The following is a 22,122-nucleotide window of genomic DNA, read 5'->3' as shown; positions in this document are numbered from 1 at the left end:
GCTGCGATCGGACGCGTCCCGATCATGCCGAAGCGAGCGCGCGGCCGCGTGATAACCGGGCCGCGCGCTCGTTGCATGAAGGCCCGCGATAGCGCTGCATCAAACAGAACAAGGAAGGGGAACCATGTCGCATGCAATGCCCGACCGGCTTCTGCCTGGCTCGCCGTATCCGCTCGGAGCCAGTTGGGACGGCCTTGGCGTCAACTTTGCAGTGTTCTCCGCGAACGCGCAGAAAATCGAGCTTTGCCTGTTCGATCCCACGGGCCGCAAGGAAATCAGGCGCTACGCGCTGCCCGAATGCACCGACGAAGTGTGGCACGGCTATCTGCCGAACGCGCATCCGGGCACCGCTTACGGCTTTCGCGCGCACGGCCCGTATCAGCCGCAGCATGGGCATCGTTTCAACCCGCACAAGCTGCTGCTCGATCCGTACGCGCGCAAGCTCGTCGGGCAGTTCCGCTGGTCGGATGCGTTGTTCGGTTATCGCGTCCATTCGAATCGCGCGGATCTTTCAATCGACCGGCGCGACTCGGCACCCGCGATGCCCAAATGCGTCGTGATCGACGAAGCGTTCGACTGGTCGCACGACAAGCGCCCTAATGTGCCGTGGGGCGAAACCGTTATTTATGAAGCGCATGTGCGCGGCGCGTCGATGCTGCGCGCCGATTTGCGTCAGCACGAACGCGGCACGTTCGCGGCGCTGTCGTCGCCGGAATTTATCGAGCATCTGCTGAAGCTCGGTGTGACCGCCGTCGAACTGCTTCCCGTGCATGCGTTTCTGAACGACCGCTTCCTGGTTGAACGCGGCCTGCGCAACTACTGGGGCTACAACACAGCGGCGTTCTTCGCGCCCGAGCCGTCGTACCTGAGCACGCACCGGCTCGACGAAATGCGCATTGCTGTGCGCCAGTTGCACGCGGCCGGCATCGAAGTGATTCTCGACGTGGTCTACAACCACACCTGCGAAGGCAACGAAATGGGCCCGACCGTCTCATGGCGCGGCCTCGACAACGCAAGCTACTACCGGCTCATTCCCGGCGACGAACGGCACCATATCAACGACACCGGCTGCGGCAACACGGTGAATGTGCCGCATCCGCGCGTGCTGCAAATGGTGATGGATTCACTGCGCTACTGGTCGACGGCGTTCAATATCGACGGCTTCCGTTTCGATCTCGGCGTGACGCTCGGGCGCGAGCAGCATGGTTTCGATCCGGGCTCGGGTTTCTTCGACGCGTTGCGCCAGGACCCGATCCTCTCGCAACGCAAGCTGATTTCAGAGCCATGGGACATCGGTCCGGGCGGTTATCAGCTTGGCAATCATCCACCGGGTTTTGGCGAATGGAACGACCGTTTCCGCGATACTGTGCGCCGTTTCTGGCGCGGCGACGCGGGCCTGCGGCCGGATCTCGCAGCGCGCCTGACCGGCTCCGCCGATTTCTTCAACCGGCGTTTCAGGAAGCCGTGGGCGTCGATCAATTTCGTCGCGTCGCATGACGGTTTTACGCTTGCGGACATTACTGCGTACGAGCACAAGCACAACGAGGCGAATCGCGAAGGCAATAACGACGGTCACAACGAGAATTGCAGCAGCAACTGGGGCGTGGAAGGACCGACGGACGACCCGGCGATTCTCGAAACCCGGAAACGCGTGGCGCGCTCGATGATGGCCACGTTGCTCGTCGCACTCGGCACGCCGATGATGCTCGCCGGCGACGAATTGTTGCGCACGCAGAACGGCAACAACAATGCGTACTGCCAGGATAACGAAATATCCTGGATCGATTGGGAAGCCGCGCAATCGCCGGTCGGCCGCCAGATGACCGACTTCGTCGCCCGCGTGATCGCGCTGCGCAAACAGCATCCGCTGCTGCGCGAAACACGTTTTCTGTTCGGCGACCGTGAAGTGTTGCCGGGGCTGTTCGACATCGGCTGGTTCGACGAGAAAGGCGATCCGCTGACGATCGAAGCCTGGCAGGATCCGGAAGGACGCGCATTCACATTGCGGCGCGCGGGTCCGGGTCTTAACGGAGAAACGGAAGTATTGTTGATGATGCTCAACGCGAGTGCAGAAGCGCTGCGTTTTACGCCTCCGGCGCCGCACCTGGAATGGCACGTGCTGTTAGACACTGCGGATACGGAAAGCGCGCCGCGCCGGCTCGCCGCGTCGGATATCGAAGTCGCGGCGCATGGCCTCGTGATACTGGCCGCGCAACCGGTCGGCGAGGCCGATTGGCAAGCGGGCTGGAAGGCCGGCGCGCAGCATGGGCCACGTCTGTTGACCGCCCTGCCTCCCGATCCCGGCGAGCATCCGCCGACGAGCGACTCGTCGCCGACCACGTAGATCGCGGCGGCGACGCGCCAACGGCGTGTGAGCAATCCGACAGCAAAACCGAATGGTGAAGAGTCATGTCAGAAAATCCAATCGACCCACACGCGCATCATTACGCTCATTGCCTGCCGTTTGGCGCGCAATTGCTGGGTCCCAAAGGGACGAGCCCGCGCACGCGGTTTCGTTTCTGGGCGCCGTCGTGCAAAAGCGTTCAGGTGGAAATCGAGAACGGCCCCGCGCAAGGCGCGCATGAAATGACGCCTGCGGGAAACGGCTGGTTCGAAACGAGCGTAGAAAGCGGCGCGGGCACGCTGTATCGCTTCCGTCTGGACGACGGCAATGCGGTGCCCGATCCGGCGTCGCGCTTTCAGCCGCAAGACGTGCATGGTCCGAGCGAAGTCATCGACCCGCGCGCGTATCGTTGGGAACATACGGACTGGCATGGCCGTCCGTGGGAAGAAACGGTGCTGTACGAACTGCACGTCGGCGCAATGGGCGGCTATGCAGGCGTGCAGAAGCGCTTGCCTGCGCTCGCCGCGCTTGGCGTGACGGCCATCGAACTGATGCCGTTGAACGATTTTCCCGGCAAGCACAATTGGGGCTATGACGGCGTGCTGCCGTACGCGCCCGACTCCGCATACGGCCGTCCCGAAGAACTCAAGGCGCTGATCGACGCCGCCCACGGTCTCGGCCTGATGGTGTTTCTCGACGTGGTCTACAACCACTTCGGACCGGACGGCAACTACCTGCATGAATACGCGCGCTCGTTTTTCCGCGAAGGCACGCATACGCCGTGGGGCCCCGCAATAGACTTCGACCGCACTGAAGTCAGCGACTTCTTCACGGATAACGCCATCTACTGGATCAACGAATATCGCATTGACGGGTTGCGTTTCGACGCCGTCCACGCCATCGACAATCACGAGTGGCTGCGCGAGCTTTCCGACCATATCCGCGCGCACGTACAGCATGACCGCCATGTGCATCTCGTGCTCGAAAACGAGCACAACAGCGCGAGCCTACTCGAGACGCACTTCAACGCTCAGTGGAACGACGACGCGCACAACACGTTGCACGTGCTGTTGACCGGTGAGACCGAAGGCTATTACCACGCCTACGAAGATCAGCCGATTCGCCGCCTCGCGCGCGTGCTGTCGGAGGGCTTTGCGTATCAAGGCGATGCGTCGCCGATTCATGACGGTGCGCCGCGGGGCGAATCGAGCGGGCATTTACCGCCGACGTCGTTCGTGATGTTCCTGCAGAACCACGATCAGATCGGCAATCGCGCATTCGGCGAGCGCCTGCGCAAGCTGACCTCCGACGACGCGTTGCGCGCGGCGACCGGCTTGCTGCTGCTGTCGCCGCAGATTCCGCTGCTGTTCATGGACGAGGAATACGGCTCCACGCAGCCGTTCCTGTTCTTCACCGACTACACCGGCGATCTCGCCGACGCGGTGCGCGAAGGACGCCGCCGCGAGTTCGCGCGCTTCTCGTCGTTCAGCGATGAGAAGCGCCGTGCGCAGATTCCCGATCCGAACGACGCCAGGACGTTCGCCGCATCGTCGCCGCCGGAGCCGGCGACCGCGGCGGCACAAGCGCAGGACGACGAAGCGAAAGACCGGCTCGACTGGATGCATTTCTACAAGTCCGCGTTGGCGGTACGCGCAAAACTGATAACGCCGCGACTGAAGCACGGCAAGGCGCTCAACGCAACGGTGCTCACCGACGAGAACGGCGCGGACGCGAATGCGCTGATCGCGCGTTGGAAACTCGGCGACGGCGAGACGCTGTCGTTCGCGCTCAATCTGTCAAAGCAAAGCGTGCCGTTCAACGACGTGCCCGCGGGCAAGGTCATTTTCGAAACGCCGCCGCGCGTGCGCGAACAGATCGATGCGAACGTGCTGCCGCCGAATGCGTTCGTCGCATGGCTGACCGGCGACATCAACGACTACGCGAGCGGTCACGATGCTCGCATTGTCGGCAAAGAGGAGCGCCGCTCGTGAGTACCCGACGCCCTAACGATACGATAGCCACACTCGCGACGCGCGCCGGCTTCGAGGTGGAGTGGGAAGACGCGCATCGCAAGGTGCATCGTGTGCCCGAGAGCACGCTTGCAGTGCTGCTCGAACGGATGGGCTTGCCATGCGGCAATGCCACGCAGATCCGCCAGAGCGCCGCCGCGCTCGACGCCGAACTGTCCGGCCGCAAGCTGCCGCCGCTCATGACCGCCGAGGTCGGGCGCGGCATAGCATTGCCTGCGTCGGCGCTGAAGTCGGGCAGCCACTACCGGATCGAACTGGAAAGCGGCTCGATCATCGACGGACGCTTTACCGCGCCCAAAGGCGAGCAAGCCTTGCTCGCGCCAATCGACGAACCCGGCTATCACACGCTCGTCATTCACGAACAGCGCGTCACGCTCGCGGTCGCGCCGTCGCGCTGCTATACCGTCGCCGACGCGTGGCGCGCCTTGCGCAACGACGACGGCGGTGAAGACGCGAAGGCTCCGCCGCTGTGGGGCATCGCCGCCCAGCTGTACGGCCTGCGACGCACGGGCGATGGCGGCATCGGCGATTATTCGGCGCTTTCGCAAATCGCGGCGCAAAGCGCGAAGCACGGCGCGCATGCGCTTGCCGTCAGCCCGACGCACGCCATGTTCAGCGCGGAGCCAAATCGCTTCAGCCCGTATTCGCCGTCGTCGCGTTTGTGGCTGAATGTCACGCATATCGATCCGGCCGCCGTGTTCGGAGCAGACGCTGCACGCGCCGCGATAGAGGCCGCGCACGCCGCCGACGCGTGGACGCAACTCGAAGCCTTGCCGCTGATCGACTGGCCGAACGCCGTCGTACTGAAGCTGAAAGTCTTGCGCGCGCTGTTCGAGAATTTCTGCACACAGGAGCGTGCGCAAGGCGGCACGCAGGACTCACCGCGCGCGCTGGAATTTCACGGATTCTGCGAACGCGCGGGACGTGCGCTCGAAGACCATGCGCGTTTCGAAGCGCTACAGGCAGCGCAACTCGCGCAAGGCGGCAACGGTCATTGGCGCAACTGGCCCGAAGCCTTGCGCGATCCGCGCAGTCCCGAAGTCGAGGCGTTTGCCGAAGCGAATCGCCATGAAGTGGACTTCCATCTGTTCTTGCAATGGCTCGCGGCCAAGGGTTTGTCGCACGCGCAGCACACGGCGCGCGAGGCAGGCATGGCCGTCGGCCTGATCGCCGACCTCGCGGTGGGATGCGACAGCGCCGGCAGCCATGCATGGTCGTATCGCGACGACATGCTGCAAGGCGTGTCCGTCGGCGCGCCGCCCGACCTGTTCAATCAGGCCGGTCAGAGCTGGGGCCTCACCACCTTCTCGCCGCGGGCGATGCGCACGCAAGGCTTCTCGGCTTTCATCGACATGCTGCGCGCCGCCTTCGCGCATGCCGGCGGCATTCGCATCGATCACATTCTCGGCTTGCGGCGTCTGTGGCTCGTGCCCGAAGGCGAAAGCGCGCGCGACGGCGCTTATCTGCGCTATCCGCTCGAAGACCTGTTGCGTCTGATCGCGCTCGAATCGTGGCGGCATCGCGCAATCGTGATCGGCGAAGATCTCGGGACCGTGCCGCCCGGCTTCCGCGAGCGGCTCGACGACCATGGCCTCGCCGGCATCCGCGTGCTGTGGTTCGAGCGTAGCGAGGACGGCACCGGCTTCAAGCCGCCGCAGTCCTGGGACCGCAACGCGGTCGGCACGACCACCACACACGATCTGCCGACCGTCGCCGGTTGGTGGCTCGGCAGCGACATCACATGGCGCAACAAGATTGGGCAGACGACGGCGCGCGCCGATGGCCGCGATCCGGAAGAAGCCGCGCAGGAAGAGCGCGCGAGCGACCGCGCCGAACTGTGGCGCGCGTTCCAGCAAGCCGGCGTCGCCGCGCCTGATGTTAAAGCGCCGCCGCCCGAGAGCCCGCCCGTCGATGAAGCCCTCGCATTCGTCGCGGCGACGCCAGGTCCGCTCGTCACATTCCCGCTTGAAGACCTGCTCGGTCAGTCCGACCAGCCGAACCTGCCGGGCTCGATCGACGAGCATCCGAACTGGCGCCGTCGCGGAAACCTGTCCGTAGACGAGATGTTTGCAGACGACAATTTCTGCGACCGGCTTCTCGCCGTCGACCGGGCTCGCAGCACCGCGACCGTTTCCACTCCATCAGCCAACACTTCTTCGGGGCCTGACACGCCATGACCGTCCCGCGCTCCACTCTTCGCCTCCAGTTTCATCGGGGCTTTACGTTCGACGACGCCGCGAAGCACGTCGACTATTTCGCGGCGCTCGGCATCAGCCACGTGTACGCGTCGCCCATCACCACGGCCGAGCCCGGCTCGATGCACGGCTATGACACCGTCGATTACACCCAGGTCAGCGCCGAATGCGGAGGCGAGGCAGGCTTGAAGCGCCTCGTCGACAAACTGCACGCGCATGGCATGGGGCTGATCGTCGACATGGTGCCGAACCATATGGGCGTCGGCGGGTCGAGCAACGCGTGGTGGCTCGATATCCTTGAATGGGGGCGCCATAGCGCCTATGCCCGTCACTTCGATGTCGACTGGCATTCGCCGGATCCGGCTTTGCGCGGCAAGGTGTTGCTGCCGACACTCGGCGGACCCTATGGCGACGAACTCGCGTCGGGCCGCATCGCGTTGCACTTCGCGGCAGATAGCGGACGCTTTTATGTCGGCTACGGACCACACGTGTTTCCGGTATGCCCGACCGATTACGCGTCGATTCTGCAGAGCGCCGACCGCGCCGATCTCAGCGCACTTGCCGAGCGCTTTCATGGACTGACGACGCAGCCCGCCGACCAGCCGCGCGCCGCTGAAGGGCGCGACATCCTGCGTGAGTTCGTCGCGCAAAACGGCAAGTCGGCAATCGATGCCGTGATCCAGACGTATTCCCCCGAAGATCCGCTCACGCGCGACCGCCTGCACCGGCTGCTCGAACGTCAGCACTTCCGTCTCGCGTGGTGGCGCACCGCCGCCGACGAAGTCAACTGGCGGCGCTTCTTCGATATTTCGACGCTCGCCGCTGTGCGCGCCGAGCGGCCGGAAGTGTTCGAGGCCACGCATGCGCTCGTCTTTCGCCTGTATCAGGAAGGCACAATCGACGGTCTGCGGATCGATCACGTGGACGGGCTCGCAGAGCCGCGCGAATACTGTCAGAGGCTGCGGCAACGTCTAACAGAGTTGCGCGACACCACGCCGTATGTGGTCGTCGAAAAGATTCTGGCACGCGGCGAACCGCTGCGCGACGACTGGCCGGTGGACGGCACGACAGGCTACGATTTCATGAACGACGTGGGCGCGCTGTTGCACGACCCGGCGGGCGCAGAGCCGCTTGCGCAGGCATGGACCGAACTCACGGGCCGCAGCGCGAGTTTCGCGGACGAGGCACTTGTCGCACGGCGCAAGGTTCTTGCGGAGAATCTCTCGGCGGAACTCGACCGCGCGGCGCGAGCGCTGCATCGCATCGCGCGCGACTCGCTCGCCACGCGCGATTACACCTTCACGACATTACGCCGGGTGCTGACCGAACTGGTCGTGCATTTTCCGGTGTACCGCATCTATCCGCAAAACGGTCTGCGAAGTGCCGCCGATAATGTGTTCTTCGAGCAGGCGCTGGCCGGCGCACGTGCGGCGCTTTCGCGCGCCGATCATGGCGTGCTCGAGCGAGTCAATGCATGGCTTGGCGGCAGTGTGGACGAAGCGCCCGCAGGGCGTCATGCCCAGGCGCAGCAAGGGCAAAACGGCGCACCGCCGAACCATGCGGGTTCGGCGCGGCGCACCGCGCAGACGCTGTTCTCGCAATTGACCGCGCCGGTTGCCGCGAAGGCCGTCGAAGATACCGCGTGCTATCGCTACGGTCGGCTGTTGTCGCGTAACGAGGTGGGGGCCGATCCGGGCGAATTCGCGTTGTCGGTCGAGCAGTTTCATGCGGGCAATGTCGAACGCTCGCAGCGCTTTCCTCACGCAATGCTCGCAACAGCTACGCACGATCACAAGCGCGGCGAAGACGTGCGCGCACGGCTCGCGGTACTCAGCGAAATCGCGCACGAGTGGAGCGCGACCTCGCGCGCATGGTCGACGTTGAACGCGCCGCACCGGCGTTCGCTCGAAGGCAAGCCGATCAGCAGCGTTGGCCAGGACACTAGCTACGACTGGGCGCCCGGCCCCGCCGCTGAAGCGATGCTGTATCAGACGCTCGTCGGTTGCTGGCCACCCGATCTCAAGCCCGACGACGACGCGGGCGTCAAGGCATTGGCCGAGCGCGTCGCGCAATGGCAACTGAAGGCACTGCGCGAAGCCAAGCTGCAGACCAACTGGTTCGCGCCCGACGAAGCGTATGAAGCCGGTTGCCGCGACTTCCTGTTCGACATTCTGGCGCCGCAGCGGCGCGACGGTTTCCTCAAGGAGTTATCCGCGTTCGTCGCACGGATTTCACGCGCCGGCGCGCTCAACAGTTTGCAGCAAACTGTCTTGCGGCTCGCATCGCCTGGGATTCCGGATCTTTATCAAGGCACCGAATTGTGGGACTTCAGTCTCGTCGATCCCGACAATCGCCGGCCCGTCGACTTCGAGCAGCGGGCAACCTGGCTTACGCAAGCGCCGCCTTCGGAGTTTCTGTCGACGTGGCGCAATGGACGTGTGAAGCTCGCCGTCGTACAGCGAGTGCTCGCACTGCGTGCGCATCTGCCGGAGTTGCTGAGTCAGGGCACGTACCTGCCGCTGACCGTGCGGGGCGCGCATGCGTCGAATGTGATTGCGTTCGCGCGGCGGCATGGCAATGCGTGGGCTGTCGTCATAGCGAGCCGGCTCGCGGCCGGCTTGCTCGGCGAAGAAAGCGATCTGCCGATGGTCGATCCGGATAAATGGCAAGACACGGCGGTCGAGATGCCGGCCGATCTGTCCGCGCGAGCCTTGTTCGACTGGCTGAGTCCGGCCGCGCCAAAGGTTGATGACAGCGGCTTGCTGTACTTGCGCGACGCGCTTGCGGCAATGCCAATTGCGGTGCTCGTCGAAGACGGCGTGCCGCGCAGTTGAGGGCGATCTGACTGTCGGTTTGTCGGATCAGAACGAAGGCGTTGGAGTCGTGAGACTTTAACCGCCTTCGTCGTCGAACACCTTTGGGTACACGCGTACCAGCACAATGCGCGGACCCTTCATCTTTTTCACGACTACGTCGAAGCGATCAAACTCGACGCGCTGCCCTTCAGTGGGCAGATCGTTGAGGGCCTGAATGACGAGGCCGCCAACCGATTCGGCCTTGCCTTCGTCAATGTCGATACCCAACGCGCGCTCCAGCGAGACCACCGGCAAGCTGCCCTTGCCCATCAACGTGCCGTCGTCCATGCGGGTCCAGTCGGCGTCGCCCTGACGGAATTCGTCGTGAATCTGGCCGACCAGTGCGCCGAGCAGGTTGTCGAGCGTGAGGAACCCGATAGGCTTCGAGTTCTTATGACCGACCAGCGCAAAGTGCGGCGCGCCCTTGCGGAAGCGGCGAAACAGTTCGAGCGCCGGCATTTCCGGCTTGACGTATTGAACGGGGCGCGCGTACTGCGTGAGATCGTCGAGCGTACTGCCGGCATGGCGCGCCAGCAGCAGATCCTTCAAATGGATCATGCCGGCCACGCGCTCACCGGAGGCGTCCTCGAACAACGGATAGCGGCTAAAGCGATGCCGCGCCACAACCTGCATGTTCTCCCGCAGCGGCAAGTCGAGCCGCAAGCCGATCATTTCATGCGATGGGCGCATCAGGTCGGACACCGTCATGCGCGAAAAATCCAGCGAATGCGCGATGGTGTTCCACTCGTCCTGGCTATACGCGTCTTCCGGCGCGCCGCGTTCCGACGCAACGTTCGTGCGGCGGCTGCGCAGGATCAGCTTCAGTTCGTCGGTGGAGTAGTGCGAGTCGTGTGCATGGTCGGCGTTCAGGCCGGCGAGCCTCAGCACCGCATTGGCACTCGTATTGAGCACCCAGATGGCCGGATACATCGCCCAATAAAAGCCGTACAACGGCGTGGCGGCCCACAGCGAAACCTTCTCCGCTTCGCGAATTGCGAGCGACTTCGGCGCGAGTTCTCCCACCACGATATGCAGAAACGAAATGCAGGAGAACGCGAAGAAAAGCGAAATGCCGTGGATCAGCTTCTCGGATTCCACGCCGGCGAGGCTAAAGAGCGGCGTGAGCAGTTCGGCAAACGCAGGCTCGCCGATCCAGCCCAGGCCGAGCGACGCGAGCGTAATGCCCAGCTGACAGGCCGACAGATAGGCGTCGAGGCGGCCATGTACCTTGGCGAGCAGACGGCCGCGCATGCCATGCCTTTCGGCGAGGCTCTGCACGCGCGTCTGCCGCAATTTGACCAGACCGAATTCGGCGGCAACGAAGAAACCGTTCAGGGCGACGAGAAACAATGCACCGATAAGGGCGACAACCTGGATCAAAGCGGACGGCTCCGGCGACAAAAGTTGTCAGTATAGAGGTTGAAAGCTCGCCGAAATGTTAATCGCGAACAACACGCGCGGGGCGTGGCCGTTCATCGGGCCGACGACGCGCTCAACGGAATGCGCAATGCGAGTGTGGCCGGAGCGGCTTCAGTGGCGTCATGCTGGTCGAAGCTGCCGCCATGCGCTTGCGCGACACGCTTGCTGAGCGCAAGTACCCACGCGATGCGATTCGCTTCCCGCGTTTCGCGAGCCTGCTTGCGCGCGAACGCTTCGAGCACATGAGGCAGCGACGGATCGTCCAGTGCGGCGCTCGTCACGAACGTGACAGCCGCATGCCAGCTGGTTGCATCCGCGCGCGATTCAAGCGTGACAGTCGCACCTTCTGCGCTGGATTCGACGGCAAATGTGAGCATCAGCCACAGCGCGGCGGCGAGCCGCTCCCGATCGCCATTCAGTTGCTCGGTGGCGAGCTGCGAGTTGATCGCGATCTCCACGCGTCGCGAACGCGCGAGTCCTGAGCGCACCTCTTCGACGGTTTCATGGAGTAGCGGATGAAGCGGGAACGGCTCATAAACGAGCGCGAGCGATTTGGTTTCGGCGCGCGTGGCGTCGACGATCGTCTCAAGGAGCTTGACCTGCTGGTCGACGCCGTTGCGAATACCGGTGACCGCGCGCTGCGAATTGGGATCGTTGGCGTCGAGCTTACGCTCGAGCACATAAGCCCAGCTATGAATAGCGTTCAACGGACCACGCAGATCGTGCGATACCAGCGAGAGCACGTGGTCGCGCATGAACAGCGCGGATTCAGCGCGCAAATGCGCGGTGCGTTCGGATACGGCGAAGCCGGAAGTCACCGGATGTGCGCCAGGGGACCCGGTTGAAGACGTTGTCACGATCGACCTCTCTGGCAATGCATGATGATTGGGAAAGCCCCATTATAGGCATGCCGCCGGGTGCCACCACCCTGGCCGGATGGACGGCTGGAACGCAATCGTCGTGCCACGCGGCATTGTTCGACCGCACTGCGCCAACGCGCCTACAATGTTGGTTTTACGTTTTTGAACTGAGGAGCGACACATGTCGACTGTGACTACCGAATCCGGCTTGAAGTATGAAGACATCGTTGAAGGAACGGGCGCGGAAGCGGTTGCTGGCAAGACCGTCAGCGTGCACTACACCGGCTGGCTGACCGACGGTCAGAAGTTCGACTCGAGCAAGGACCGCAACGACCCGTTCGCGTTCGTGCTCGGCGGCGGCATGGTCATCAAGGGCTGGGACGAAGGCGTGCAAGGCATGAAGGTCGGCGGCACGCGCAAGCTGACCATTCCGCCGCAACTCGGCTACGGCGTGCGGGGCGCGGGCGGCGTGATTCCGCCCAACGCAACGCTCGTGTTCGAAGTCGAATTGCTCGACGTCTGAATCGTCGTTTGCTGTCTGCCATTGCGCATTTCCGATGACGCACGCCGCCGTTACCGCACCCAGTGTTTCGCTGCGCCGCTTCGAAGCGGCGCAAGCGTCGGACGTGCACGACTTTCACCAGGTCGTGCTCGGCCTCCACGGCGCGATGGTGATGTCGGTGGACGGTGTCGCGCAACAACTCGACGCACACTGCGCCTGGCTCATTCCCGCGGGCGCGCGGCACGATTACGCAGGGCTCGGCGAGAACCGGCAGTTGGTGCTGGATATTCCGGCTACGACGCTCGCCGTGCCCGAGCGTCTGTTCGACCGCGCGCGGGCCGTCACCGTCGACGCGCCGCTTACTGAACTCATTCAGCGCATTGCGTCGCGCGCCGCGAACGGTGTGCCGGCGGACGATCTCGACGCCCGTCGTTTCCATTGGGACGCTGCCGCACGCCTGGGCGCAGCCCTGGTGGCGGGCGCGGCGATCAAAGGCACTGAAGCCCCGGCCGCCGGACTCGACTTCGCGAGAATCGACCGCTGGCTGCGCGCGCATTTATCAGAGCCGCTGCGTATCGCCGATCTCGCCGCGCATTGCGGCTTCGGCATGCGGCGCTTTCACCAACTTTTTATCGAAGCGTTCGGCGAAACGCCGCATCGCTACTTGCAGCGGCTTCGGCTCGATACGTCGCTCGCGCTGCTCGCCGATCCACGGCTCTCGCTGACTGACATCGCGTTGGACATCGGCTTCAGCGATCAAAGCGCTTACACGCACGCGTTCACGCGACGGTTTGGTCTCGCGCCCGGTCAGTGGCGCGCGTTGCGGCATTGAGCGTCGCGCCGCTGAGCGCTGCCCCGATGACGCGGTGAACCGCCGGGCATTGAGGCATGAAAAAGGCGCGCTGACCGACAAGCTCAGCGCGCCATGTACCCACTCTTTCGATAACGCAGACTGCCTCAGCCTGCTAGACCGCGCTCCAGATCGGCGCGGATATCCGCTGCGTTCTCCAGCCCCACGGCGAGACGAATCAAGCCTTCGGTGATGCCTGCGGCAGCGCGCGCTTCGGGCGTCACGCGGCCGTGTGTCGTCGTCGCCGGATGGGTAATGGTAGTACGCGTGTCGCCGAGATTGCCGGTGATCGAGCAGATTTTCGTGCTGTCGATTACGCGCCAGGCGTTCGCTCGCATCTGTTCCGGCGTGTCGCCCTTCAACTCGAACGACACGATCGCGCCGCCGGCCTTCTGCTGACGCATGGCCAGCGCGTGTTGGGGATGCGACTCGAGGCCAGGATAAAACACGCGATTCACAGCGGGATGGTTATCGAGCCAGCGTGCGATTTCAAGCGCATTCGCCGACTGCTTTTCGACGCGCAGCGACAGCGTTTCCATGCCCTTGAGCAACACCCATGCGTTGAAGGCGGACAGCGTCGGCCCGGCGCTCCGCACGAACGGAAACACCTTTTCCATGATGAACTTCTTCGAGCCGACCAGCGCGCCGCCCAGCACGCGCCCCTGGCCGTCGAGGAACTTGGTGGCCGAATGCATGACAACGTCGGCTCCAAGCTTCAGCGGCTGTTGCAAGGCCGGGCTGCAGAAACAGTTGTCGACCACGAACAACGCATTTGCGGCTTTGGCGATCTTGCTGATTGCTTCAATGTCGGCGATCTCGGTCAGCGGATTCGACGGCGTTTCGAGGAAGAACATCTTCGTCTCCGGACGCACGGCGTTTTTCCACGCGTCCAGATTCGTCGGATCGACAAACGTGGTCGTGATGCCGAACTTGCTGAAAATCTGCGAGAACATGCCGAGCGTCGAACCGAACAACGCCTGCGAACTGACCAGGTGGTCGCCCGCTTGCAGCGTGGACATCACCACGGACATGATCGCGGCCATTCCCGAAGCAGTCGCCATGCACGCTTCGCCGCCTTCGAGCGCGGCAAGACGGTCCTGAAACATCGAGACGGTCGGGTTGGTGAAGCGCGAATAGGTGTAATAGTCCTCGGAATTCTTGAAGCGCTCGGCTGCGTCCGCGGCACTCGCGAAGACGAAGCTCGACGTCAGGAAAATCGCTTCCGAATGCTCGTTGAAGTCGCTGCGCACCGTGCCCGAGCGGACTGCCAGCGTGTCGAAGTTCAGGGAGTCGTCCATGTTCGTTGTGGTTTCCAATGTTCCATGACTGCGTTCGGTGCGCGGTTTGTATGCGATTGATATGCAGCGAAACCGCGGCCGAACGGCAGCAACAAAAAAGCCCGCTTCTGTGCCGGCGCTTTTGCGTCGGTACAAGCGGGCTTCATGTGCGGGGAAAAGCTGGAGCGGAGGCGGATGGTTGCGGCTCGTCCACCATTCGCTTTAGCTGTTTTGGGTTGCCCCGCGTCCGCAAGCTGAGATCAAATCGACGCAAGCTGTCATGCTAACACGCTCGCGGCGCGGCGTGCAGCGAGGCGCGCCATGCCGCGAACGCCGGGTCTAAAGTCAGCCCACCGACAATTGCAGATGCAGCTGCGAGCGCGCTGGGCCGCCGCCGTCGATCGCTTCGCTCGCGGCGTCGCGATCAGACTGCGACGACGGTGCGAGACGCGCGGTTTCGATGCGGTCGAGATACTCCGTGGTCACGTCACCGGTCACGTAGTTGCCGTCGAAACACGACGCTTCGAACTCCTTCAGCGCCGGGTTGATGTCGCGCACGGCCTGCTTGAGCGCGTCGACGTCCTGATAGACGAGATGGTCCGCGCCGATCATGCGTGCCACTTCTTCGTCCGTGCGGCCATGAGCGACGAGTTCGCCACGCGTCGGCATGTCGATACCGTAGACGTTCGGGAATTTCACCGGCGGCGCCGCCGAAGCGAAAATCACCTTGTTCGCGCCGGCGTCGCGCGCCATCTGCACGATTTCATGCGAAGTGGTGCCGCGCACGATCGAGTCGTCGACGATCAGCACGTTCTTGCCCTTGAACTCGATGCCCATGGCATTCAGCTTCTGGCGCACCGACTTCTTGCGCACCGCCTGGCCAGGCATGATGAACGTGCGGCCGACATAACGGTTCTTGAAGAAGCCTTCGCGATACTCGACGCCCAGCTTCTTCGCCACCTGCATTGCGGCCGGACGGGACGAATCGGGAATCGGCATCACGACGTCGATTGCGACGTCAGGCAGTTCGCGCCTGATCTTTTCGGCGAGATAGTCGCCCATGCGCAGACGCACGTTGTAGACCGGCACGCCGTCGAGCACCGAATCCGGACGCGCCAGATACACGAGCTCGAAAATGCACGGGTTCAAGCTGGGGTTCGTCGCGCACTGCTGCGAATGCAGATTGCCTTCGATGTCGATGAAAATCGCTTCGCCCGGCGCGATATCGCGCACGAACTCAAAACCGATACCTTCGATCGCCACCGACTCCGACGCGAGAATCCACTCGACGCCTTCCGCCGTTTCCTGTTTGCCGAGGCAAAGCGGGCGAATGCCGAACGGGTCGCGGAAGCCCAGCAGGCCGTAGCCGGCGATCAGCGAAACGATCGCATACGAACCCCGCACCCGGCGATGCACACCCGACACGGCCTTGAAGAGGGCAGCCGGATCCAGTTGCAGGCCCGAGCTCGAAAGTTGCAATTCGTGCGCGAGCACGTTGAGCATGACCTCCGTGTCGGAATTCGTGTTGATGTGGCGGCGATCGATGCGGAACATCTCATCTTTCAGTTGCTGCCAGTTGGTCAGATTGCCGTTGTGCGCGAGGATGATGCCGAACGGCGCGTTCACGTAGAACGGCTGGGCTTCTTCTTCGCTCGAAGCCGAGCCGGCGGTCGGGTAGCGCACCTGGCCAATGCCGGTGTTGCCCGGCAGGCTGCGCATGTTGCGCGTGCGGAACACGTCGCGCACCATGCCGTTGGCCTTGTGCATGTGGAAATTGCTGCCGTTCGCCGTGGCGATGCCGGCGGCGTCCTGACCGCGGTGCTGCAGGAGCAGCAGGCTGTCATAGATCAGCTGGTTGACCGGAGAATGGGAAACTACGCCTACGATGCCGCACATGGCATGTCCTTCAAAGGTACGAAATTCGTCAGAGCGGCCGGTGCCTCGCTAGCGCACGATATGACGCGACGGGTTCGCGACATGATGTAGAGGCAGCCGGTTTGAGCCGGATTCCTGCGGCGTTCCTTAGACGATCATCTCCTCGTCACACGCGGACGTAGGCAGCGAGCGTCTCTGGAAGCAGCGGTTTCATTACGTGCACGCCCTCTACCGCATATGGCCGCAGCAAGGCGTTGCGCCAGAATTCCTGTTGGGGCAATTCGGTCAAGCCTGCAAGGGCGACCAGAATAAGCACCAGAACGACCCCGCGGACGAGGCCGAACATCAAACCGAGCGAGCGGTCCACGCCGCTCAGGCCGGTAGCCTGCACGATGCGGCTAAGCAGCGCGTTCAGCACGCTCGCCACCAGCACCGCACCGATAGCCACCAACGCGAAGGCCAGCAGCCACTGCGTCAACGCGCCGCCCGGCCACGTGGACGGAATATACGGCACGACATAACCGACGAAGCGGCAAGCAATGAAAAACGCCGCGATCCAGCCGATGAGCCCGAACACCTCGGACAGAAAACCGCGCCATGTGCCGCGCAAGGCCGACAAACCGATCACCGCCATTACAGCGTAGTCGAAGGCAGTGAACATCGCTCGCTTACTGTGCCGCGCCGTTGTTCACGCCCGACGCCAGGCCGGCCTCGCGAACCTTTGCAATTGCGGCACTTGCCGCTGCCCGGTCCGCGAAAGGCCCGGCACGCAAAAGTGTGAGCGACGTGCCGTCAGCCTGCTTCCGATGTTCGGTATATGCGGGCACTCCGGCCGCTTTCAACTTGGTCGCCCAACTGCGCGCATTCGCTTCGTTTGCAAAAGCGCCGAGCTGGACGGCAAAACGGCTGCCAGCCGGCGAGGCCGGCGTGCCCGAATTCGCATCCGTATTGGCGACGGAGTTGGATTCCTCCGCCGATGGCGCCGCGGCCGTTGCATTGCTGTGCGGTGCCGGCTTGGCGGCTGGCTTCGCCGCAACTGCTGGCGCTGCGGTGGCTGGCGCGGGTGCGGGTGCGGAGTTGGCGGCAACGGCGGGCGCCTGCGGCATCGCAGCCGGTCTGGCGGTAGGCGCCGGATTCGCGTTCGCTTCCGCCGGCTTGGCGTCCTGCTTTGCTTCCTGGGTTGCGTTCTTTTTTGTGCCGCCTGACTGCGTTTGCGCGGCGGTGGTGGCGGGAGCAAGGCCCGAAGCCGCGAGCGCTGCGTCGGGCGTCGGATTGTCCGGCGCTACGCCAGCCTGAGTGTCTTCCTCGCGCCGCGCGAGCTTGGGCGCCGGGCGACTCGGAATGTCGATGGAGATGTCGTCGGTAACAGGCTTCGGGTGCGAGTCGAGCACCATGGGCAGCACGACCACCGCCGCCACGACCATTGCGATTGCACCAACCAGCCGACGCCGCGCGCGCTGCTTTTCGGGCAACGTGGGGTCGAGCAGCATCGCATCGGCTTCGACGGTGCGGTCCGTGCGGCGGGTCCGCCGCTCCACGCGCTCGCTACGGGCAGCCCGGGTGGAACTGGTGTTTGCGTCGCGCCTGCTGGGCGCGTCGTCTTTCTTGCCGAACGAGAAAATTCCCATGAATCGCTTGGTTCGAGCGTGGCGCCCGTTCAGTGTTGCTGCGATTTACGGTAGGACATGACGCCCGCTACCGTATAGAAGCTGCCGAAAACCACAATTCTATCATTCTCTGACGCCCGCTTTAGCGCATCTTGGTACGCCTCGGCGGGCGTGGCGTAGCGCGTCACCGTGCTGTCGGCGCTGTCGCCCACGCCTTGCCCGCGCAAGGCGGCTTCCAGTTCTTCCGCCGATGCCGCTCGCGGCGTCGGCAGATCGGTCACACACCAGTGATCGATCTCGCCCTTCAGATGCGCGAGCACGCCGGCAATATCCTTATCGCCCATCATGCCGAACACACCGTAGGTGTACGGAAAAAAGCCCATATTGCCAAGGTTCTGGCTCAGCACGGCGGCCGCATGCGGATTGTGGCCGACGTCCAGCACGACTGCCGGCTTGCCCGGCAGAACCTGGAAACGTCCGGGCAATTCGACGTTCGCGAGGCCGAGCCGGATGTCCTGGGCCGAGACCGGCAGGCGATCGCGCAGCGCCTCTAAACCGGCCAGCGCCGCAGAGGTATTGATCAGCTGATTCGCGCCCCGCAACGCCGGATAGGCGAGCGCGGACCGGCGCAGCGTCGGGCCGACGTAGCTCCATTGCTGGCGCTCGCTGCCCGCCTGCCCTTCGTAGCGAAAATCGCGGCCAAATAGCCACAATTCGGCGCCAATCTGCTGGGCATAGTCGATGAGCGTTTGCGGCGGCACCGGGTCCGCGCAGATCGCCGGCTTGCCGGCGCGGAAAATGCCAGCCTTCTCGAGCGCGATTTTTTCTCGGGTGTCGCCGAGATATTCGGTGTGGTCGATGTCGATGCTCGTGATGATCGCGCAATCCGTATCCAGAATATTGACCGCGTCGAGGCGACCACCCAGGCCGACTTCGAAAATCACCGCGTCCAGTCCGCGCGACGCAAAGAGGCTCATGATCGCCAGCGTCGTGAACTCGAAGTAAGTGAGCGAGACGGGCTCGGGAAGGCTCGCTCGTGCGGTTTCGACCTTCTCGAAGTGCGACAGCAGATCGGCGTCGCTCGCCATCTGGCCGTTTATCCGCGCGCGCTCGTTAAACGACAGCAAATGCGGCGAAGTATGACAACCTACGGTAAAACCGGCGCGCAGCAGGATCGATTCGAGAATCGCGCATGTCGAGCCTTTACCGTTCGTTCCGCCAACCGTGATCACCGGGCACGCGAACGACAGCTGCATCGCGTCACGGACCTGACTGATGCGCGCGAGACCCATGTCGATGCCGACCGGATGCGCGGATTCAAGGTGCGTGAGCCACGCGTCGAGGGTGGGGAATGTGGTCATCGGGTGAATCGCGAGAAAATCATTGAGCGGTGTGACGAACATGCGCGGGGGCGGCGCATGGCGCTGCAGGTGAGACCGTGATTATCCCGGAAATGACAGCGCGCCGCTTGATTGCTCACGCGGCGCGCTGTTTTTACTGTTTTCCACGAGGACGGCGTCCGACCGGCTGCGCCGGTCAAGCGCCGCGCCACCAATGTAACGCGCGGTCCCCGCTTACGCGACGGCGTCCGCCGGCTGATGGCTCAACAGCGCCATCAATTGCGCGAGTTCTTCGCGCAGCTTGCGACGGTCAACGATCATGTCGATGGCACCCTTCGTCAGCAGGAACTCGGCGCGCTGGAAGCCTTCCGGCAGCTTTTCACGCACGGTTTGTTCGATCACACGCGGGCCGGCGAAGCCGATCAGCGCCTTCGGTTCCGCGATCACGACGTCGCCGAGGAACGCGAAACTCGCCGAAACGCCGCCCATGGTCGGGTCTGTCAGCACCGAGATAAACGGCAGCTTGGCTTCGGCAAGCTTGGTCAGCATCGCCGTGGTTTTCGCCATTTGCATCAGCGAGAGCAGGCTTTCCTGCATGCGCGCGCCGCCCGAAGCGGTGAAGCAGATGAACGGCACTTTTTGCTCGAGCGCGTTCTGGGCGCCGCGCGCAAAGCGCTCGCCGACCACCGAGCCCATCGAACCGCCCATGAACGAGAATTCGAAGCAGGCCACGACGACCGGCAGCGTGTGGATCGCGCCGCCCATGACGACCATTGCGTCGGTTTCGTCGGTGTCGTCCATCGCCTCTTTCAGGCGGTCGGGGTACTTGCGGCTGTCCTTGAACTTGAGGGCGTCGACCGGAACGATTTCCTGACCGATTTCATAGCGGCCTTCCGGATCGAGCAGGCCGTCCAGCCGCTCGCGCGCGCCGATACGCATGTGGTGATCGCACTTCGGGCAAACGTGCAGATTGGCCTCGACGTCGTTGCGGTACAGCACGGCTTCGCACGACGGGCACTTGATCCACAGGCCTTCCGGAATCCCCTTGCGGTTCTTCGGGTCGGTTTGTTTGATTTTCGGCGGCAGCAGCTTATCGAGCCAGCTCATATTCAATCCTTCTGGGGTCAACGGTCGAGCAAACGGCGGGACAAACCCGCCGCTCGCACTACAGACGACAAAATTACTGTTATCGGGCGGTCGCGACGCTATCGAGCGCCTCGCGCACTTCGGCGACGAAGCGCGTGAGCGTCCCGGCGGCGGCTTCGGGAGCCGTCTGCTCGAGCAATTGCACGATACGGCTGCCGATCACAACGGCGTCGGATACTTCGGCCACGAGACGCGCCGTTTCGGCGTCACGGATGCCAAAACCGACGCCCACCGGCAGGGGCACGCGCGACTTGATCGCCGGGATTTTACTCGCGATGCTGGAAACGTCCAGATTTGCCGCTCCGGTCACGCCTTTCAAAGAGACGTAATAGACGTAGCCGCTGGCTATTTTGCCGACCTCCGCGATACGTTCGTCGGTCGAAGTGGGCGCCAGCAAAAAGATCGGGTCGATGCCCGCGGAGCGCATTTTTTCGGCGAAGTTAGCGCATTCTTCCGGCGGATAGTCGACCACCAGCACACCGTCGACGCCCGCTTCGTTCGCTGCCTTCGCAAAGGCTTCCGCGCCCATGCGTTCGATGGGATTGGCGTAGCCCATCAGCACGACCGGCGTGGTGTCGTTGGTCTCGCGAAAGCGCTTGACGTCGGCGATCACGCGGCGCAGCGACACGCCGTGTGCGAGTGCCCGCTCGGACGATTGCTGGATGACCGGACCGTCCGCCATGGGGTCGGAAAACGGCACGCCGAGCTCGATCACATCGGCGCCGCCTGCGGCAAGCGCGTGCATGAATTCGACCGTGCGGGCCGGATCGGGATCGCCGGCCGTCATGAAAGGAATCAGGCCTTTTTTGCCTTGCGCGGACAGCGCGGCGAACGTGTTCTTGATACGGGACATGGAGTTATTCTCGATTGAGCTACTGCGCTGGCGCTCGGCGCGTTGCGTCATTGGACTTCGGTTTGCCGCTGAGCCTTGGCTTTGGCCGGCCGACGCGTTGCGGGCGCGGCAGCAGCCGCGCTCACGCGTTCGCGCGCTATCGCGCAGTAGCTTTCGTTGATCTCATAGCCGACGAATTCGCGCTGCTGGCGGGCGCAAGCGACTGCGGTGGTGCCGCTGCCCATGAAAGGGTCGAGCACGCGGCCGCCCTTCGGACAACTTGCCAGCACCATTCGCTCGACAATCTCCAAAGGCTTTTGCGTGGGATGATCGACGCGCTCGGCGTGTTGCCGGTGCAGCCTCGATACAGACCAGACGTCCTTCGGATTATAGCCAAGCTCCAGCCACTTACTGCCCTCGAACAACTTACGCGAACGCGCCTTCTTCGTGACTGCATCGTACGGGATGCGGACGGGATCGAGGTCGAAATAATAATCCTTCGACACCGCGAAAAAACCGATGTTGTCATGCACCGAAGTAAATCGGCGCACCGTTCCGCCCATGCTCGGCACGCGCCGGTCCCAGATGATTTCGTTGATCATCGTGAGCTTTGTCTTCAGGAAGCTGAAGATTTCCGGCGCGTACTGCCACGTGCAAAAGATATAGAGCGAACCCGACGGCTTGAGCTTCGGAATTGCCAGCTCCAGCCAGCCGCGCGTCCAGGCGAGAAAGTCGTCGCCGGTTCGCATGTCGGAATCGTTGCCGTAGTCCTTGCCGAGTCCATATGGCGGATCGCATAGGATCAGGTCGATCGACCCGTCGGGAATGTTCGCTACATCGGTCAGAAAATCGCGGTTCAACAACTGGATGCCCGCAGGCACCTGCGGCAAAAGCAAAGCAGGCGCCCCGGGCGTCAGAAGTTCGCCGGCCGGCGTCATTTCAGCGGTTGCCGGTTGCGGCTCGTCGAACTCGTCACGCATCGTTGCGGCG

At 63.4% G+C, this 22,122-nt stretch carries 16 protein-coding genes; 6 read left to right on the top strand and 10 right to left on the bottom strand.

The window, feature by feature from the left end:
* Positions 1 to 124 precede the first annotated feature (124 nt).
* From glgX to treY, 4 genes are all read left to right on the top strand, one after another.
* The gene (gene glgX / locus JMY24_RS28945; protein ID WP_128597976.1) at positions 125 to 2,344 is read left to right on the top strand and encodes a glycogen debranching protein GlgX; all 2,220 of its coding nucleotides are present in this window, start codon (positions 125 to 127) and stop codon (positions 2,342 to 2,344) included.
* Between the two features lie 65 nt (positions 2,345 to 2,409).
* The gene (treZ, locus tag JMY24_RS28940; protein WP_201703375.1) at positions 2,410 to 4,335 is read left to right on the top strand and encodes a malto-oligosyltrehalose trehalohydrolase; all 1,926 of its coding nucleotides are present in this window, start codon (positions 2,410 to 2,412) and stop codon (positions 4,333 to 4,335) included.
* A complete protein-coding gene (gene malQ / locus JMY24_RS28935; RefSeq protein WP_128597977.1) occupies positions 4,332 to 6,551 on the top strand; it encodes a 4-alpha-glucanotransferase in 2,220 nt (739 codons plus the stop codon). The genes treZ and malQ overlap by 4 nt, the downstream gene beginning before the upstream one ends.
* Positions 6,548 to 9,403, top strand: a complete 2,856-nt coding sequence (gene treY / locus JMY24_RS28930) for a malto-oligosyltrehalose synthase (protein WP_201703373.1) — start codon at positions 6,548 to 6,550, stop codon at positions 9,401 to 9,403. The genes malQ and treY overlap by 4 nt, the downstream gene beginning before the upstream one ends.
* Positions 9,404 to 9,460: 57 nt before the next feature.
* Here treY and JMY24_RS28925 read toward each other — a convergent pair whose 3' ends face one another.
* Together JMY24_RS28925 and JMY24_RS28920 are read right to left on the bottom strand one after the other, a co-directional pair.
* The gene (locus JMY24_RS28925) at positions 9,461 to 10,804 is read right to left on the bottom strand and encodes a hemolysin family protein (RefSeq protein WP_128590628.1); all 1,344 of its coding nucleotides are present in this window, start codon (positions 10,802 to 10,804) and stop codon (positions 9,461 to 9,463) included.
* 92 nt (positions 10,805 to 10,896) lie between these two features.
* Positions 10,897 to 11,700 carry a sensor histidine kinase gene (locus JMY24_RS28920; RefSeq protein ID WP_128597978.1) on the bottom strand — a complete coding sequence of 268 codons (804 nt, stop codon included), beginning with the start codon at positions 11,698 to 11,700 and terminating at the stop codon, positions 10,897 to 10,899.
* Positions 11,701 to 11,884: 184 nt separating this feature from the next.
* Here JMY24_RS28920 and JMY24_RS28915 point away from each other — a divergent pair, with 184 nt between their 5' ends.
* Both JMY24_RS28915 and JMY24_RS28910 read left to right on the top strand, forming a co-directional pair.
* Complete coding sequence (locus JMY24_RS28915) at positions 11,885 to 12,226, top strand: FKBP-type peptidyl-prolyl cis-trans isomerase (RefSeq protein WP_006047612.1); 342 nt, start codon at positions 11,885 to 11,887, stop codon at positions 12,224 to 12,226.
* A 34-nt stretch (positions 12,227 to 12,260) separates the two neighbouring features.
* Positions 12,261 to 13,037, top strand: coding sequence for an AraC family transcriptional regulator (locus tag JMY24_RS28910; RefSeq protein ID WP_128597979.1), 777 nt, complete (start codon positions 12,261 to 12,263; stop codon positions 13,035 to 13,037).
* A gap of 125 nt (positions 13,038 to 13,162) precedes the next feature.
* On the opposite strand, the gene JMY24_RS28905 is transcribed toward JMY24_RS28910, so the two are convergent.
* From JMY24_RS28905 to JMY24_RS28870, 8 genes are all read right to left on the bottom strand, one after another.
* Positions 13,163 to 14,353, bottom strand: a complete 1,191-nt coding sequence (locus JMY24_RS28905) for an O-succinylhomoserine sulfhydrylase (protein ID WP_128590632.1) — start codon at positions 14,351 to 14,353, stop codon at positions 13,163 to 13,165.
* Between the two features lie 324 nt (positions 14,354 to 14,677).
* Entirely contained in the window at positions 14,678 to 16,228 is a 1,551-nt protein-coding gene (purF, locus tag JMY24_RS28900) for an amidophosphoribosyltransferase (protein WP_128592394.1), read from the bottom strand.
* Between the two features lie 145 nt (positions 16,229 to 16,373).
* Positions 16,374 to 16,868 carry a CvpA family protein gene (locus JMY24_RS28895; protein WP_128592395.1) on the bottom strand — a complete coding sequence of 165 codons (495 nt, stop codon included), beginning with the start codon at positions 16,866 to 16,868 and terminating at the stop codon, positions 16,374 to 16,376.
* Positions 16,869 to 16,875: 7 nt separating this feature from the next.
* Positions 16,876 to 17,835, bottom strand: coding sequence for an SPOR domain-containing protein (locus JMY24_RS28890; protein ID WP_201703371.1), 960 nt, complete (start codon positions 17,833 to 17,835; stop codon positions 16,876 to 16,878).
* A gap of 29 nt (positions 17,836 to 17,864) precedes the next feature.
* Positions 17,865 to 19,175: a bifunctional tetrahydrofolate synthase/dihydrofolate synthase gene (gene folC / locus JMY24_RS28885; RefSeq protein WP_201703369.1), complete on the bottom strand. Its 1,311-nt coding sequence runs from the start codon at positions 19,173 to 19,175 to the stop codon at positions 17,865 to 17,867.
* A 213-nt stretch (positions 19,176 to 19,388) separates the two neighbouring features.
* Entirely contained in the window at positions 19,389 to 20,261 is an 873-nt protein-coding gene (gene accD / locus JMY24_RS28880) for an acetyl-CoA carboxylase, carboxyltransferase subunit beta (RefSeq protein WP_012428630.1), read from the bottom strand.
* 79 nt (positions 20,262 to 20,340) lie between these two features.
* Positions 20,341 to 21,153 carry a tryptophan synthase subunit alpha gene (trpA, locus tag JMY24_RS28875; protein WP_201703367.1) on the bottom strand — a complete coding sequence of 271 codons (813 nt, stop codon included), beginning with the start codon at positions 21,151 to 21,153 and terminating at the stop codon, positions 20,341 to 20,343.
* Between the two features lie 47 nt (positions 21,154 to 21,200).
* On the bottom strand, positions 21,201 to 22,112 hold the full coding sequence (locus JMY24_RS28870) for a DNA-methyltransferase (RefSeq protein WP_128597981.1): 912 nt from the start codon (positions 22,110 to 22,112) through the stop codon (positions 21,201 to 21,203).
* Between the last annotated feature and the right edge of the window lie 10 nt (positions 22,113 to 22,122).

The organism is Paraburkholderia kirstenboschensis, from assembly GCF_904848585.1.
Lineage (GTDB): Bacteria > Pseudomonadota > Gammaproteobacteria > Burkholderiales > Burkholderiaceae > Paraburkholderia > Paraburkholderia kirstenboschensis.
This window is presented reverse-complemented; position numbering and strand designations above follow the sequence as displayed.